This window comes from Sphaerisporangium cinnabarinum, assembly GCF_055567015.1.
This window is the reverse complement of sequence record NZ_JBVHRG010000008.1, coordinates 129253-142797: the sequence shown is the minus strand read 5'-3', so window position 1 is coordinate 142797 and position 13545 is coordinate 129253. Positions and strand designations below refer to the sequence as shown.

At 76.8% G+C, this 13545-nt stretch carries 14 protein-coding genes; 6 read left to right on the top strand and 8 right to left on the bottom strand.

Annotation, left to right across the window (positions count from 1 at the left end; translation table 11 throughout):
* Positions 1 to 74: 74 nt before the first annotated feature.
* From ACZ4MO_RS13085 to ACZ4MO_RS13075, 3 genes are all read right to left on the bottom strand, one after another.
* Positions 75 to 719, bottom strand: coding sequence for a zinc ribbon domain-containing protein (locus ACZ4MO_RS13085; RefSeq protein ID WP_222592419.1), 645 nt, complete (start codon positions 717 to 719; stop codon positions 75 to 77).
* Between the two features lie 141 nt (positions 720 to 860).
* The gene (locus ACZ4MO_RS13080) at positions 861 to 1784 is read right to left on the bottom strand and encodes a diacylglycerol kinase catalytic domain-containing protein (RefSeq protein ID WP_175009714.1); all 924 of its coding nucleotides are present in this window, start codon (positions 1782 to 1784) and stop codon (positions 861 to 863) included.
* A gap of 2 nt (positions 1785 to 1786) precedes the next feature.
* Positions 1787 to 2830: an SPFH domain-containing protein gene (locus tag ACZ4MO_RS13075; RefSeq protein ID WP_175009713.1), complete on the bottom strand. Its 1044-nt coding sequence runs from the start codon at positions 2828 to 2830 to the stop codon at positions 1787 to 1789.
* Positions 2831 to 2927: 97 nt separating this feature from the next.
* On the opposite strand from ACZ4MO_RS13075, the gene ACZ4MO_RS13070 reads away from it, so the two are divergent.
* From ACZ4MO_RS13070 to ACZ4MO_RS13055, 4 genes are all read left to right on the top strand, one after another.
* The gene (locus ACZ4MO_RS13070; protein WP_175009712.1) at positions 2928 to 3731 is read left to right on the top strand and encodes an NUDIX domain-containing protein; all 804 of its coding nucleotides are present in this window, start codon (positions 2928 to 2930) and stop codon (positions 3729 to 3731) included.
* A 113-nt stretch (positions 3732 to 3844) separates the two neighbouring features.
* Positions 3845 to 5539, top strand: coding sequence for a hypothetical protein (locus tag ACZ4MO_RS13065; protein WP_175009711.1), 1695 nt, complete (start codon positions 3845 to 3847; stop codon positions 5537 to 5539).
* A 210-nt stretch (positions 5540 to 5749) separates the two neighbouring features.
* Complete coding sequence (locus ACZ4MO_RS13060; protein WP_255437346.1) at positions 5750 to 7018, top strand: inorganic phosphate transporter; 1269 nt, start codon at positions 5750 to 5752, stop codon at positions 7016 to 7018.
* Between the two features lie 23 nt (positions 7019 to 7041).
* Positions 7042 to 7320 carry a hypothetical protein gene (locus tag ACZ4MO_RS13055; protein ID WP_209828987.1) on the top strand — a complete coding sequence of 93 codons (279 nt, stop codon included), beginning with the start codon at positions 7042 to 7044 and terminating at the stop codon, positions 7318 to 7320.
* A gap of 88 nt (positions 7321 to 7408) precedes the next feature.
* Here the strand turns inward: ACZ4MO_RS13055 and ACZ4MO_RS13050 are convergent, their stop codons facing one another.
* The 3 genes from ACZ4MO_RS13050 to ACZ4MO_RS13040 form a co-directional block, all read right to left on the bottom strand.
* Entirely contained in the window at positions 7409 to 8461 is a 1053-nt protein-coding gene (locus ACZ4MO_RS13050) for a substrate-binding domain-containing protein (protein WP_175009709.1), read from the bottom strand.
* A gap of 17 nt (positions 8462 to 8478) precedes the next feature.
* On the bottom strand, positions 8479 to 9693 hold the full coding sequence (locus ACZ4MO_RS13045; RefSeq protein WP_342779606.1) for a glycoside hydrolase family 3 N-terminal domain-containing protein: 1215 nt from the start codon (positions 9691 to 9693) through the stop codon (positions 8479 to 8481).
* Between the two features lie 260 nt (positions 9694 to 9953).
* Positions 9954 to 10382 (bottom strand): SRPBCC family protein, encoded by a 429-nt coding sequence (locus ACZ4MO_RS13040; RefSeq protein ID WP_255437345.1) that lies wholly within the window; start codon positions 10380 to 10382, stop codon positions 9954 to 9956.
* Between the two features lie 83 nt (positions 10383 to 10465).
* On the opposite strand from ACZ4MO_RS13040, the gene ACZ4MO_RS13035 reads away from it, so the two are divergent.
* Positions 10466 to 11416 carry a hypothetical protein gene (locus tag ACZ4MO_RS13035; RefSeq protein ID WP_175009707.1) on the top strand — a complete coding sequence of 317 codons (951 nt, stop codon included), beginning with the start codon at positions 10466 to 10468 and terminating at the stop codon, positions 11414 to 11416.
* 67 nt (positions 11417 to 11483) lie between these two features.
* Here ACZ4MO_RS13035 and ACZ4MO_RS13030 read toward each other — a convergent pair whose 3' ends face one another.
* Both ACZ4MO_RS13030 and ACZ4MO_RS13025 read right to left on the bottom strand, forming a co-directional pair.
* Positions 11484 to 11984, bottom strand: coding sequence for a nucleoside deaminase (locus ACZ4MO_RS13030; protein ID WP_108047213.1), 501 nt, complete (start codon positions 11982 to 11984; stop codon positions 11484 to 11486).
* An 18-nt stretch (positions 11985 to 12002) separates the two neighbouring features.
* The gene (locus ACZ4MO_RS13025; protein ID WP_074803593.1) at positions 12003 to 13139 is read right to left on the bottom strand and encodes a threonine aldolase family protein; all 1137 of its coding nucleotides are present in this window, start codon (positions 13137 to 13139) and stop codon (positions 12003 to 12005) included.
* Positions 13140 to 13267: 128 nt separating this feature from the next.
* On the opposite strand from ACZ4MO_RS13025, the gene ACZ4MO_RS13020 reads away from it, so the two are divergent.
* Entirely contained in the window at positions 13268 to 13495 is a 228-nt protein-coding gene (locus ACZ4MO_RS13020) for a hypothetical protein (protein WP_175009706.1), read from the top strand.
* The last annotated feature ends 50 nt before the right edge of the window (positions 13496 to 13545 follow it).

Genomic DNA, 13545 nt, shown 5'->3' with positions numbered 1-13545 from the left:
CAGGCCGCGAGCATGGGGTGACTGCCCGTCCGAGGTCCCGGACGGGCGGTGGCCGCATGCTCGGCGGCTGGGGGTCAGACGGTCTGGGGGCTGCCGCACTCCGCGCAGAAGCGCGCGCCCGCGGCGTTCGAGGTGCCGCACTCGCGGCACGCGGTGACCTGCGCCAGGCGCTCGCCGCACTCGGGGCAGAACTTGCCGCCGTCGACCTTCGCGGCGCACGACGGGCACCGCGTCACGGCGGCCGTCCGGAGGTCCGCGCCGCCGACGAGGTCGGTCGTGCGGAGCTGCTCCTGGACCTGGTACCGGCGGGCCTCGGCCTGGAGCTGGGCGAGCTCCTCCACCTGCTTGGGCGAGCAGCGCACGCACTGCCCGACGACGTCGTTCCAGCAGACCTCGTGGCACATCCAGTCGCCGCACCCGTGGCACTGGCGGAACGCGTCGCGCACCTCGCCGACGGCGGCGTCGAGCGCCTTGTCCTTCGCCGGCGAGTTGGTCTGGCGGTCCGCGGCCCACGACCCCGCCGCGTAGGAGAGGTCGGCGACCTTGCCCCCGAAGAACCGGCCCGCCGCCTGGACGAGGCTGCTGCCCTTCGCGACGACGTCCGTCCGGTAGGCGGAGCGGTAGCCGTTGCCGCAGCGCTCGCACCGGAACTCGAACTGGTAGCCCCCGGCGTTCGACAGGTCGCGGACGTTGTCGGTGAAGGCGATGGGCGTGCTCATGGCGGGGACCTCGGTGGGCTCGTGGGGTCGGCGTCCCCGCAGGCCAGGCCCGCGGGAGGGGGGAGTCATGGGGATCCCGTGACCGCTGCGATGCTACCCATCGACCCTCGTGGTCCCGACGGATCACCCGGGTGAAATCGGTCAGGGGCGCACGAGGCGGAGCGGGGCGTCGGCGGTGCGGACGGTGACCGTCTGGCCCCACGAGGCGACGAGGCGGTCGTCCTCCACGCCGTCGCCGAACACGACGAGCCGGTCCGAGGCGACGGTGAGCGCGACGTCGGCCCCCTCCTCGACGACGCCCTCGGTGAGCGAGACACCCGTCGCGGGTGACGGCCACGCCTCGCGGACGAACCAGCCGAGCCGGTGCTCGGTGCGCCCCGGGGCACGCCGCCCGCCGCGGTCGTGCGCGAGCGACGCCCACCAGCCCGTCGCGCCCGTGCCCGTCGCGACGAGCACGCCCGACGACGACTGGCGCTCCTCGCCCGCCCCGCAGCGCAGCGTGTAGCGCGCGCTCTGGTGGCTGGGGTGCCCGACGAACACCTCGTTGAGCGCGGTGAGGTGCTGGCCGTCGTCGAGGTCGGCGCGGACCATGGTCAGGGCGTCGACGGGCAGCACCGCCACCCGGTCGGGCGCGCCGCCCGGCGCCTCGGCGTCGCTCCCGAGCCCGCGCAGGAGGGTCGTCGCCGCCGCGACCTGGTGCCGCACGAGCACGCCCACGTTCACGCCGGGCTCCGGGTCGACGCCGAGGACCGGCTGGCCGTGCAGGTACTTCGCGACGTTCGCGACGAGGCCGTCCTGCCCCACGACCACCACCACGTCCTCGGGCGCGACGAGGAACCGCGACAGGTCCGCGCGCTCGACGTCGGCGCGCGCCCAGCCCGCGGGCAGCGCGGCCACGACGGCGTCGCGCGCGGCGGTGAGGGCGTCGTGCCGCGCCTGCACCTCGGCCAGCGACCGGCCGCGCGACCGGAGGAAGAACTCCGCCTGGCCGCGCGTCCCGTGCCGGTCCAGCAGGTCGTCGAGCTCGGTGCGCCGGTGCACGACGACGGCACGTCGCCGGAGCATCGTCAGGCCGCCTTCCCGGGCGCCGCGGCGGGCGACCCGCCGTCGGGGCCGAGCCCGCGGGCCAGGGTCGACAGCACCCCGGTGAGCAGGTCGGGCGTGATGGTGAGGTTCTGCACGTCGGGCAACGACCCGGCCGCCTCGCGCAGCGCGAGCGCGAGGAGCGTGCCCTGCCCGGCGCTCGCGTACACGTCCATGCGAGCCTGCTCGGCGGCGGCCTCGGCCGCGCCGACGACGCGCACCTGCTCCGCCTTGGCGTCGGTCGCGAGCTGGGCGCGCTCGGCGGTCGCCCGGGCGTCGACGAGGGCCGCAGCCGCCTTCTCCTCGGCCTCGCGCCGCGCGTTCGCGCCCTCCTGGGCGACGAGGCGCTCGCGCCGGGTCGCGAGCTCGATCTTGCTCGCGAGCTCGTTCTCCGCGATCGCCCGCTCGCGCTCGACGGCGAGGGCCCGGCGCTCGTAGGTCGCGCGGTCGGCCTCGGCCTGCACGTGCTCGCGCGCGGGCGTCTGGAGCGCGCGCTCGACGTCCTTCTCCGGCCGCACGGCGAGCACCTGGACGCCGATGACGACGATGCCCGTCGTGGTGAGGCGCGGGTCGGTGGTCAGCGCCTCGGCGAGGACGTCGCGCACGCGCGGCACGCCGCTCGTCAGGGCGTCGGCGAGGGGCATCGCGGCGAGCGCGTCGGTGGCCCGGCTCTGCGCGAGGCGCCCGACGATGCTCGTCACCTGGTCGCGCCCGGCGGTGCTCGTCTCGCCGCTGCCCGGGTCGACCGCGAAGTCGAGGCGCTGCGAGACGGTCACCGGGTCGGCGAACCGGTACGTCACGCCGGCCTGCACCGTGACGTCCTGGTGGTCGGCGGTCACGGCGTGGAAGAAGACGGGGAGCTCCTGGTCGTCGACGGGGACCTCGGAGAGGACCGACGTCGTGGGCCGGAACCAGAACGCCTGGCCGACGCCCTCGTGGGCGACGCGCCCACGGCGCAGGTGTACGACGTGCCCGGTGGGGCTCCCGAGGAAGTGCCGCGTCCACGGGTAGGTGCGGATGGTGGCCATGGTCGTCTCCGATCTGTTTTCGTCAACCTGACGATAACGAGCGTAGGTCCGCGGACGGGTTCTCGTCAACCTGACGCGAATGTGCGACGATGGGCCCATGAGCGCACCCGCCGCACCGGCCCCCGACGTCCCGCCCGGCGCGGCCCTGCTGCCCGTCACGGTCGACGTCGTCGCGCTCACGGTGCGCGATGACGCGCTGCGCGTGCTCCTCGTCGAGCGCGGTGTCGAGCCCTTCCGCGGCGCGCTCGCACTCCCGGGCGGGTTCGTGCTGCCGGGCGAGCGGCTCTCCCGGGCGGCGCGCCGCGAGCTCGCGGAGGAGACGGGCGTCCGTCCGCCCGGGCACCTGGAGCAGCTCCGCACGTACGGCCCGCTCGACCGCGACCCGCGCGGCCCGGTCCTCTCGGTCGCGTACCTCCTGCTCGCGCCCGAGTTCGGCGTCGTGCACGCCGGGTCCGACGCCGGGGGAGCCGCCTGGCACCCCGTCGAGCCCCTGCTCGAGGACGGGCCGGGGCCCGGCCTCGCGTTCGACCACGCGCGGATCCTCGCCGACGGCGTCGAGCGGGCTCGCGCCAAGCTCGAGTACTCCGCGCTCGCGACGGCGTTCTGCCCGCCCGAGTTCACCGTCGCCGACCTGCGGCGCGTCTACGAGGCCGTCTGGGGCGTGCGGCTCGACCCCCGGAACTTCTCCCGCAAGGCCACGACGACCGCGGGGTTCCTCGAGGACACGGGCCGCACGACGTCGGGCGGGACCGGGCGACCCGCGGCGCTCTACCGGGCGGCGCGCCCGGCGCCGGGCCCGCTCCCGGGCACCGCGCCCGACCTGGGCGCGCCCGACCCGGACGACGCCCCCGCGAGCGTGCCCGCGGTGCTCGACCCGCCCCTCATGCGCCCGCGTCGCTGACGGCGCGGCTGCGCCCCGCGCCATCGGCCCACCCCGGTGCCCCGCACCGACGGGCCCACGCCGGGGGAGTTCTCCCCCTCGACAGCGCCGACCCGCTGAGTACGCTCGCGCGCATGTCGACGTACAGCTCCTGGCGCAGCGACCAGGGCAACATGCGAGCCCTGTCCGACGAGCTTGCCGCCCAGGCCGCGATGGCGCGGTCCCGCGAGGCGTCGCTCCACCGGCGCCTGCGGTCGCTCGAGGGCGACCTGTCGAGCCGCGTCGAGGTGCTGACGCGCCTCGTCAACGCGCTCATCGAGCTCGGCGAGGTCCGCGAGGAGCTCGCGCTCTTCACGCCCGCGCGCCGCGCCCGCGACGCGGCGCGCGCCCTGACGAGCGCCGTCGTCACGGGGGAGGGCGACGTGTCGCACCTGCGGCGCTCCCCGGACCTCGTCGACGTGCCCGGCTACTGGCTCGTGCCCGCCGCGCTCGCGGTCGCCGAGCTCCCCGCCGGGCGGCTCGACCGCGAGGCGGCCGAGGAGGCCCTGCTGCGCGACCGCCGTCGTGCCGCGACGTACCTCGTCGCGGTGTGCGCGCTCGCCGGGCAGCCGGGGCTCGCGCGCGAGTGGACGGCGTGGGTGCTCGACGCGCCCGCCCTGCCGGCCGCGGGCTGGGGCAGCGCCGACGGCGCCCCCGAGCCGTCGCCCGGCGCGGGCGAGGCGCCGGACGAGGTGGGCGTCACCGGGGCCGAGCGTGCGCTGTGGGTCGCGGCCGCGGGCGGCCACCTCGGCGGCGACGGGGTGGAGGTCGTGCGCCGCGCCCTCGCGGAGCGGGTCGCGCTGCTCGACGACGACGCGCGCGGCCGCTGGCGCGCCCGGCTCCTGGAGGAGGCGCCGTCCCTGCCCGCGCGGCCCTCCGAGGGCGAGGCCTGGGGCAGTCCCGAGGCCGCGGGCGGGACGGCCGGCACACGCCGTCGGGCCGCCGCTCCTGACGCGCTCCCGCTCCTGCGGTCGTGGACGGCGTGGTCGCGCGCGCTCGTGGCGGGGGAGGTCGCGGTGCCCGCGCCGACCCCCAGGCCCCTCCCGCCCGGGACCCCCGAGGCGCCCGGCGCGGCGCTGCTCCGCGTCGTCGCGTCGCTCGTGGACGAGGGAGCGCCCGTGGAGCGCGGGCTCCTGGACCGGGCGGCGCTGCTCGACGAGCGCGTCGGCCGCGCGCCCCGCGAGGACGGGCCGGGGTGGGACGCCCCGGCGGGGACGCTCGTCGACCTGCTCGTCGACGACGCCCGCGGGACCGACCCCGGGCGCGCGGCGCTCGCGGGCCCTCTCGTCGCCGAGGAGCTGCGGGCCGCGACCCACGCGCGGGCCGCGGAGCTCGCGGCGGCTCCCGTGCCGTCGCGCGACCTGCGCCTCGGGGGCCGCACCGTGACGGTCACGCCGACCGAGGACGGCGCGGCACCCGCCGCGACGGCCCGTGCGGAGCTCCTCGCGCGACCCGTGGACGGGGTCTCCTGGGGCGTCGTCGGCGGGACGGGCGCGGTCGCCCTGCTCGGGGTCGTGCTCGGGATCGCCGCCTCGCCGGCGTGGTTCACGGTGGCCGTCGTCGCGGCCGGTCTTGCCGCCTGGCAGTGGTTCGCCGGGGAGCGCCGCGCGCGCGACCAGCGTGCCGACGCGCAGTCCCGCGCGCAGCGGTTCGACGCCGACCTCGCCGAGGCGCGCACCGCCGTGGCCGCGTCCGCGGAGCGCGCGCGGACGCAGCGCGAGGCCGTCGCGACCGTCGTCGAGGACCTCGACGACACCCTCGCCGAGCTCGCCGCCCGCACCCCCGTCTGACGCGGTCGGACGGCCGCGCCGCACCCGTCCGCCGTGACCGCGCCAGGGTCCGTCCGCCCCTCGCTCCCGGGCCGTCCGCCCCGGGCGCCGGCGGGCCTCTCCGGCGTTCGAACGAGGGCTTCGAACGCCGGATGAACTGTCGGTGAACAGTGGCGGAAGAATCCACAGGATGGTCGAGCGCGCGGCGGTCGTGACCGCACCATGGACGACGTGACCGAGACGCTCCTGCTGGTGCTCGTCGTCGTGACCGCACTGGCCTTCGACTTCACCAACGGCTTCCACGACACGGGCAACGCGATGGCCACGTCCATCGCCACCAAGGCCCTCAAGCCCAAGACCGCCGTCGCCCTCTCCGCCGTCCTCAACATGGTCGGGGCGTTCCTCTCCCTGGCCGTCGCGGCGACCATCGCGAAGGGTCTGGTCGACGCGAACGTCATCACCCTCGAGGTCGTCCTCGCGGGGCTGGTGGGCGGCATCACCTGGAACCTCCTGACCTGGTTGCTCGGCATCCCGTCGAGCTCGTCGCACGCGCTCATCGGCGGCGTCGTGGGCTCCGTGCTCGCGGCCGTCGGCACGCAGGGCGTCATCTGGAGCGGCGTCGCCGCGAAGGTGCTCATCCCCGCGCTGCTCGCCCCGCTCATCGCGGTCGGCGTCGCGAGCGTCGGCACGTGGGCCGTGGCCCGCCTCACGCGCGACGTCCCCGAGGACGTCTCCACGCGGGCGTTCCGCTGGGGCCAGGTCGGCTCCGCGTCGCTCGTCTCGCTCGCGCACGGCACCAACGACGCGCAGAAGTCGATGGGCATCATCCTGCTCGCGCTCATCGCGGCGGGCGCCGTCCCGGCCGACTCGAGCGTGCCGTTCTGGGTCATCCTGTCGTGCGCGTTCTTCATGGCCCTCGGCACCTACCTGGGCGGCTGGCGGATCATCCGCACGCTCGGCAAGGGCCTCGTCGAGATCGACACCCGCCAGGGCATGGCGGCCGAGACGTCGTCCGCCGCGGTCATCCTCATGTCGGGCCTCTTCGGCTACTCGCTCTCGACGACGCACGTCGCCACCGGCTCGATCCTCGGCTCGGGCGTCGGGATGCCCGGCGCGAAGGTCCGCTGGGGCGTCGCGGGCCGCATGCTCGCCGCCTGGGGCCTCACGCTCCCGGCCGCCGGTCTCGTCGGCGCGGCGTGCTACGGCATCCAGCACGGCATCGGGGGCGCGGCCGGGACGGTCGTCGTGTTCGCGATCCTCGTCGGCTCGTCGCTGGCCATCTGGATCGCCTCGCGCCGCAAGCCCGTCGACCACACGAACGTCAACGACGCCTGGGAGGAGGGCGCGGTGGACGCCGGCCTCGAGTCCGAGGTCGTCGAGGCGCGCGAGGCCGCGCTCGAGCGTCGCCTCGACGTCGCCGACCCGTTCACCGACGCCGCGCCCGCCCCGGCGCCCGTCACCCCGACCACGCCCGCCTCGCGCCAGCGCGCGGGCGTCTGACCGGCAGCCCGGAGGAGAGAACCGTGTTCGTCGAGATCGACTCGCTGCTCAAGGTCGTCGTCGCCGGCCTCGTCGTCGGCGCGGGCCTGCCCGCCCTGTTCGCCCTGGGGGTCCGGCTCGCCGCCGGGCGCGCCGTGCCCGTCGAGGTCGGCACCCCGGACGGCCGCTTCACGTCCGACGGCCGGACCGTGCGCGTCGAGCGCGCGACCCGTCCCCGCCAGGTCGGCGCGATCGTGTGCTTCGCCGTCGTGGTCGCCGCGATCGCCGTCGGGATCGCGTTCGTCGCGGGCGGGGGCCACTGACCCGGGACGCCGCCCCCAGCTGAGTGCGTGAGAGAGTCGCGGTCGGGACGTCCGGCCGCGACTCTTTCCTGCACTCAGCGGGAGGGGGTCAGGCGGAGTCGCGGACCACGAGGTGCGGCTCGAACAGGACCGAGCGCGCCTCGGCCTCCGGGTCGTCGATCGCGGCGAGCAGGAGACGCGCCATCTCCGCCGCCATCTCCTCGACCGGCTGCCGGACCGTCGTGAGCGGCGGGTGCGCCTGGCGCGCGACCGTCGAGTCGTCGAACCCGACCACGGCCACGTCCTGCGGGACGCGGCGGCCCGCCTCCTGCAGGACGAGCGACGCGCCGTCGGCCATGAGGTCGCTCGCGCCGAACACGCCGTCGACGTCCGGGCGCGCAGCGAGCAGCGCGCGCGCCGCGGCCTCCCCGCCCGCGCGGGTGAAGTCGCCCTCCACGACGACGGGCTCCGCGAGCCCGGCGGCCCGCACGGCCGCGAGGAACCCGTCGCGGCGTCCTCGCGCGAACGGCACGTCCGACGGCCCGGCGACGGTCGCGAGGCGCGTGCGGCCGTCCGCGATCAGACGCTCGGCGGCGATCCGGCCGCCGGCGGCCTGGTCGAGGTCGACCCAGCTCACGCCGGCCGCCTCGTCGACCCCGTCGAGGTGCGTCGACAGCACGACCGGGACCGTGAGCGCCGCGAACCGGGCCGGCAGAGGGTCGCTCGCGCTCGACGTGATGAGCAGGACGCCGTCCACGTGCCCCTGCCGCACGTAGCGCACGACCTGGTCGTGCGCGGGCGGGTCCGCGGGCAGGATCGCGAGGTGGATGTCGCGCGGGCGCAGCACCTGCTGCGCCCCCGCCGTCACGCGCCCGATGTACGGGTCGGTGAAGAGCCGCTCGAGGAACGGGCTGGGGGAGCGCTGCTCCGACGGCTCGGACACGACGAGCGCGACCGACCCCGTGCGGCGCGTGACGAGCGTCCGGGCGGCGAGGTTGGGGACGTAGCCCGTCTCGTCGATCGCCTTCTCGACGACCGCCACGATCGCCGGGTCCACCGTCGGCACGCCGTTGATCACGCGCGACACCGTGGCGCGGGAGACGCCCGCGACGGCCGCGACGGCCTCGAGCGTCGGGCGGGGAGCGGGGCGACGGGCAGCCATGCGGTCAGTTATACCGCTCAGCGCAGCGGCTCCTTCGCCGCGAGCACGCGCAGCACGGCCGCGTCGACCTGGGCGGCGAACGCGTCGTCGCTCGACGCCCGCTCGACGACGGCCGCCACCATCGGCTCGACGACGCTCGGGTCCGCGGACGCGAGCACCATGTCGCCGCCCGCGGCGATCGTCAGGACGGCACGGTCGGCGGGGGACCAGGCCTGCACCTGCTGTGCCGCGGACACGTCGTCGGTGACGACGACGCCCTCGAACCCGAGGTCGCCCCGCAGCATCCCGTCCACGACGACGGGCGAGAAGGCCGCGGGGAGCGTCCCGTCGATCTGCGGGTAGACGGCCGTCGAGGTCATGACGAACGCCGCGCCCGCCTCGATGCCCGACGCGAAGACGGCGACCGACGCGTCGTCGCGCGTCGTCACGTCGTCGGTGACCCCGGCGTCGGTGTCGGTGTTCTCGGTGACGCGGCCGAGCCCGGGGAAGTGCTTGATCGCCACGTCCACGCCGGACGCCTCCATCCCGGCGCTGAACGCGTTCGCGTGGGAGGTCACCGTCTCGGGCGTCGAGCCGTAGTTGCGCTGGAACGACCCGATCGGCGGGTTCTGCGCGGCCGTCCCCTCGGGCACGAGGTCCATCACGGGCGCCAGGTTGAGGTTCACACCCGCCGCGGCGAGCTCGGCGCCCCACGTGGTCGCGTCCGCCTGGAGCGTCGCCGGGTCGAGGCGGGCCTGGTCGGTCGCCGCCGGGACCTGCGAGAACCCGGGCCCGCGCAGCACCTGGACCTTCCCGCCCTCCTGGTCGGTCGCGACGAACAGCGGGGTGCCGTTCGTCGTCTCCGGGGAGACGAGCGCCGTGAAGCCCGCGACGAGGTCCGCCGTCGGGCCGGTGCCCGCCTGCGAGCGGCCCGCGAGGAACACGTTGCCCACGTGCAGGCGCGAGACCGCGTCGTAGCTCACCTGCTGCGGGTCCCTCACGTCGACCCCGACCATGAAGAGCTGCCCCACCTTCTGCTCGAGCGTCCACCCGGCGAGGGGGTCCGCGGGCGGGGTGGACGGCGTCGGCGACGTGCCCGACGGCGACGGGTCGGCCGGGGTGGACGGCGAGCCCGTCGGCGAGGTCTGCGGCGCAGGGGCAGGCCGCGTGAGGTACCACGCGACGGCCGCCACGGCGGCGAGCGCGGTCACGACGGCCACGACGATCCAGGTGGTCCGGGCACGAGCGGTCACAGGCGACACCTCCGACGCCACGGTAGCCCGGCGGCGGTGAAGGGGGCGTCGTCCGGGGCGCCCCGGCGGCCCCCGGAGGGGTATGACCGGCTGACGAACACCGCGTCGTCGGCCGGCGGCCTCGCGATCACGGGCGGGGACGTCGTCGCCGTCGCACCGCCTGACGCGCGGGGCGTCGTCGGGCCGGTGCCGGACGGCCCACGGGCCGGTCACCTCCTCGCGGGGGGTGACCGGCCCGTCGTCGTGCGGGGCGGGACGCGTCAGTCGTGGCCCGCGAGCGTCGCGAGCGCCTTCGTCCACAGGGCGTGCGCGCGCTCCGCGCGCTCGGCCGTCTCGATGTTGCGCTCGACGACGCGCACGAGCGTCCCGGAGTCGTCGGGCTCGAGCGTGATCGCGATGTCGTGGTAGCTCTCCGGCACGTCGGGCAGGCCCATGGTGGGCGAGAAGTGCGTGAAGTGCAGCAGGCGCGGGCGCTCGACGGCCACGACGGTGCCCCAGTCGGCGAACTCGCGGCCCATGTAGTGGCCCTCGAACGTCACGGGGCTCCCGGGCCGGAAGTCGGTCTCGATGTTCATGCCGAGCATCCAGCGGGCGCTCGGGTGCATGAGCTCGGCCCAGACGACCTGCGGGGGGCGGGCGACGTGGGTCTCGACGGTCGTGCTGTGCTCGGTCAGGGTGTGGTCGTTCACGGGGGTCTCCGGGGGCTGGGGGCTGGCTCCTGGGCCCGACGGTAGACCCTCCGGGGGGCACCGGCAGCCGGTAGGTTCGGCGCGTGACCCGACTCGTGCTCGTCCACGGCCGCGACAACCAGGGGCTCGACGCCGAGCAGCTCGACCGCGCGTGGACCGAGGTCCTGGACGCGGGTCTCGCGGCGGCGGGCTCGGGCGTCGTCGTGCGCGACGCGGACACGGCGTTCGTCTACTACGGCGACACGCTCGCCGCGCTCGTCGGCGGTGCCGCGACGCCGCCGCCGGTCACCGTGCACGCGGTCGGTGAGCCGCGCGGCGGGGACGCCCTTCTGTCCGCGGCCGAGGCCGCGGAGGAGGCCGCGTTCGTGGCGGCCGTCGCCGAGGAGGTGCTGCGCGCCGCGGGCGCGACGGTGCCGGCGCGCCCGGAGGGCGCCGGGCCGGGCGCCGTCGGGGGAGACGTCGGCGCGTGGCTGAACCTGCTGCTGTCCGCGCTCGACCGGTCCGTGCCGGGCCTGAGCGGCGCCGTCGTCGTGCTGCTCGCGCGCGACGTCTGGGCGTACCTGCACGACGACGCCGTCCGCACGACGATCGACGACGCGCTCGCCGCCGCGATCCCCACGGACGGGCCCGCCGTCGTCGTCGCGCACTCGCTCGGGTCGGTCCTCGCCTACGCCGTGCTGCGCGAGCATCCCGACGCCGAGCGCTGGGACGTGCCGCTCCTGCTCACGCTCGGGTCGCCGCTCGCCGTCCGCGCGATCCGGGACGTCCTGGCCGCGCGCGCCCCGCTGCGCGTGCCGGCCCCGGTGCGGCGGTGGGTCGCGGTGCGCGACCCCCGGGACGCGCTCGCGCTGCACGGCCTCGGGCCCGCGGCGTTCCCGCTCGACCCGGTGTCGCCGGGGATCGAGGAGCTCGTCGTCGCGAACGCCGCGCCGGGTCACCACGCGGCGGCCGTCCTGCTCGACGGCGGCCGGCCCGCCGGGTACCTGGCCGTCCCGGAGGTCGCGCGCACCGTCGCGGACGCGCTCGACGCCTGAAGGCGTCGTCCCCGCGGGCGGGGGCCCGGGTGCCCGACGCCGGGCAGGTCCCGTCAGGCGACGCCGGTCAGGAGACGCCGTGCAGGCGCGCGTGCAGCGCGCGGACCTCCACCTCGAGCTCGTACGCGGGACCGCGCACCGCGATCCCCGGCGCCACGTCGCCGATCGCGAGCGGACGCACCGGTCCCGGTGCGACGCCCCACTCCTCCAGCCACCCCACGAGCTGCGTCGTGCTCGCGGCGTAGACGACCGGGCCGAGGCCGACCCACGCGTGCGCCGCGCTGCACATCGCGCAGTGCTCGCCGGACGTGTAGACGACCGCGTCGCGCCGCTCCTCGGGGGTGAGGTGCGCGGCGGCCCAGCGGGCGATCTCGAGCTCGGGGTGCCGGGTCGCGTCGCCGTCCTTGACGCGGTTGCGGTCCTCGAACCGCACGACCCCGTCCCGGTCGACGAGGAGGGAGCCGAACGGCTCGTCGCCGTCGTCCAGCGCCTCGCGGGCCAGCTCGACGCAGCGGCGCAGGTGCACGAGGTCGTCGGCTGTCGGCTGGGGCAGGCTCTGGTCGCTCATGGCGTCATCCTCGCCCGGTCACGACGCGACCGCGAGGGCGGCCCGCACGTCCGCGACGAACCCGTCCACGTCGCCCGGGGTCGTGTCCCACGCGCACATCCACCGCACCTCGACGCGGTCGGGCGTCTCGCCCGGCCCCCAGTCGTAGAACCGGTGCCGCTCGCGCAGGCGCGCGACCGCCGTGCGCGGGAGCGTCGCGAACACCGCGTTGACGAGCGTGGGCTGGGTGAAGGCGAGTCCCGACGCCGGGCCCGGGGCGGCGCCGTCGGGCCCGACGGCGACCGGCACGACGGCGTCCGCGAGCCCCGCGCGCAGCCGCGCGGCCATCGCGTTCGCGTGCCGGGCGTTGCGCAGCCACAGCTCGTCGGCGTCGGCGACCTCGTCGACCTCGGCGACGACGTCGCCGACGGGCTCGAAGAGCGCGAGGAGCTGCGCGGAGACGTAGCGCATCTTCGACGCGAGCTGCATCGTCGACTTGCGCACGAACTCGACGCCGTCGACCGCGGACGGGTCGAGCACGACGACCGCCTCGCCGAGCGCGAGCCCGTTCTTGGTGCCGCCGAACGACAGCACGTCCACGCCCGCGTCGGTCGTCAGGGCGCGCAGCGGGACGCCGAGCGCCGCGGCGGCGTTCGCGAGGCGCGACCCGTCGAGGTGCACCCGCATGCCGCGCGCGTGCGCGGCGTCGGCCACGGCGCGGATCTCGTCCGCCGTGTAGAGCGTGCCGAGCTCGGTGGACTGCGTGAGCGACACGACGAGCGGCTGCGCGCGGTGCGGGTCGCCGAGGTCGCCCGCGAACCGCTCGACGGCGGCGGGCGTGAGCTTCCCGTCGGGCGCCGGCACCGTGAGCACCTTGACCCCGCCCACCCGCTCGGGAGCACCGTTCTCGTCCGTGTTGAGGTGCGCGTGCTCCGACGCCACGACGGCGCCCCAGCGGGGGAGCGTCGCCATGAGCGCGACGACGTTCGCGCCCGTCCCCGTGAGCACGGGGTACGCGGTGGCGTCGGGCCCGAACCGCGCGCGCACCGCGTCCTGGAGGCGCGCGGTCCACGGGTCCTCGCCGTACGAGATCTCGTGCCCGGCGCTCGCGGCGGCGAGCGCGGCGAGGACGTCGGGGTGGGCGGGGGAGTAGTTGTCCGAGGCGAACGAGGTCACGTGCCCAGCGTAGGTCGGCGGGGCGGCCCGGCCGCGCGCGAGCGGGCCGGGGCGCGCCTAGCGTCGAGGAGGGACGCGGTGCGCGTCCTCAGGACCGCGCGCAGCGCGTGAAGCACGGAGGTGCAGCGATGACCACGAACCCCGACCAGCCCGGCACGGGTCCGGGCTCCCCGGCGGAGCCGACGGTGGAGCCGCCCAAGTCGCCCGGGCCGCCCCCGGACCCCTCGGCGCCGCCGCACGACCCGAGCCACGCCGACCCGGTCCCCGGCGGGCCGGCCGACCCGTCGCCCGACGTCCCCGACCGGCCGTCGTCCCCGGGTCGGCCCGTCGGTCCCGACGAGCCGACCCACGGCTGACGACCTGGGCCGACACCCGGCCGGCAGCCGACCGACCGGCCCCGCGCACG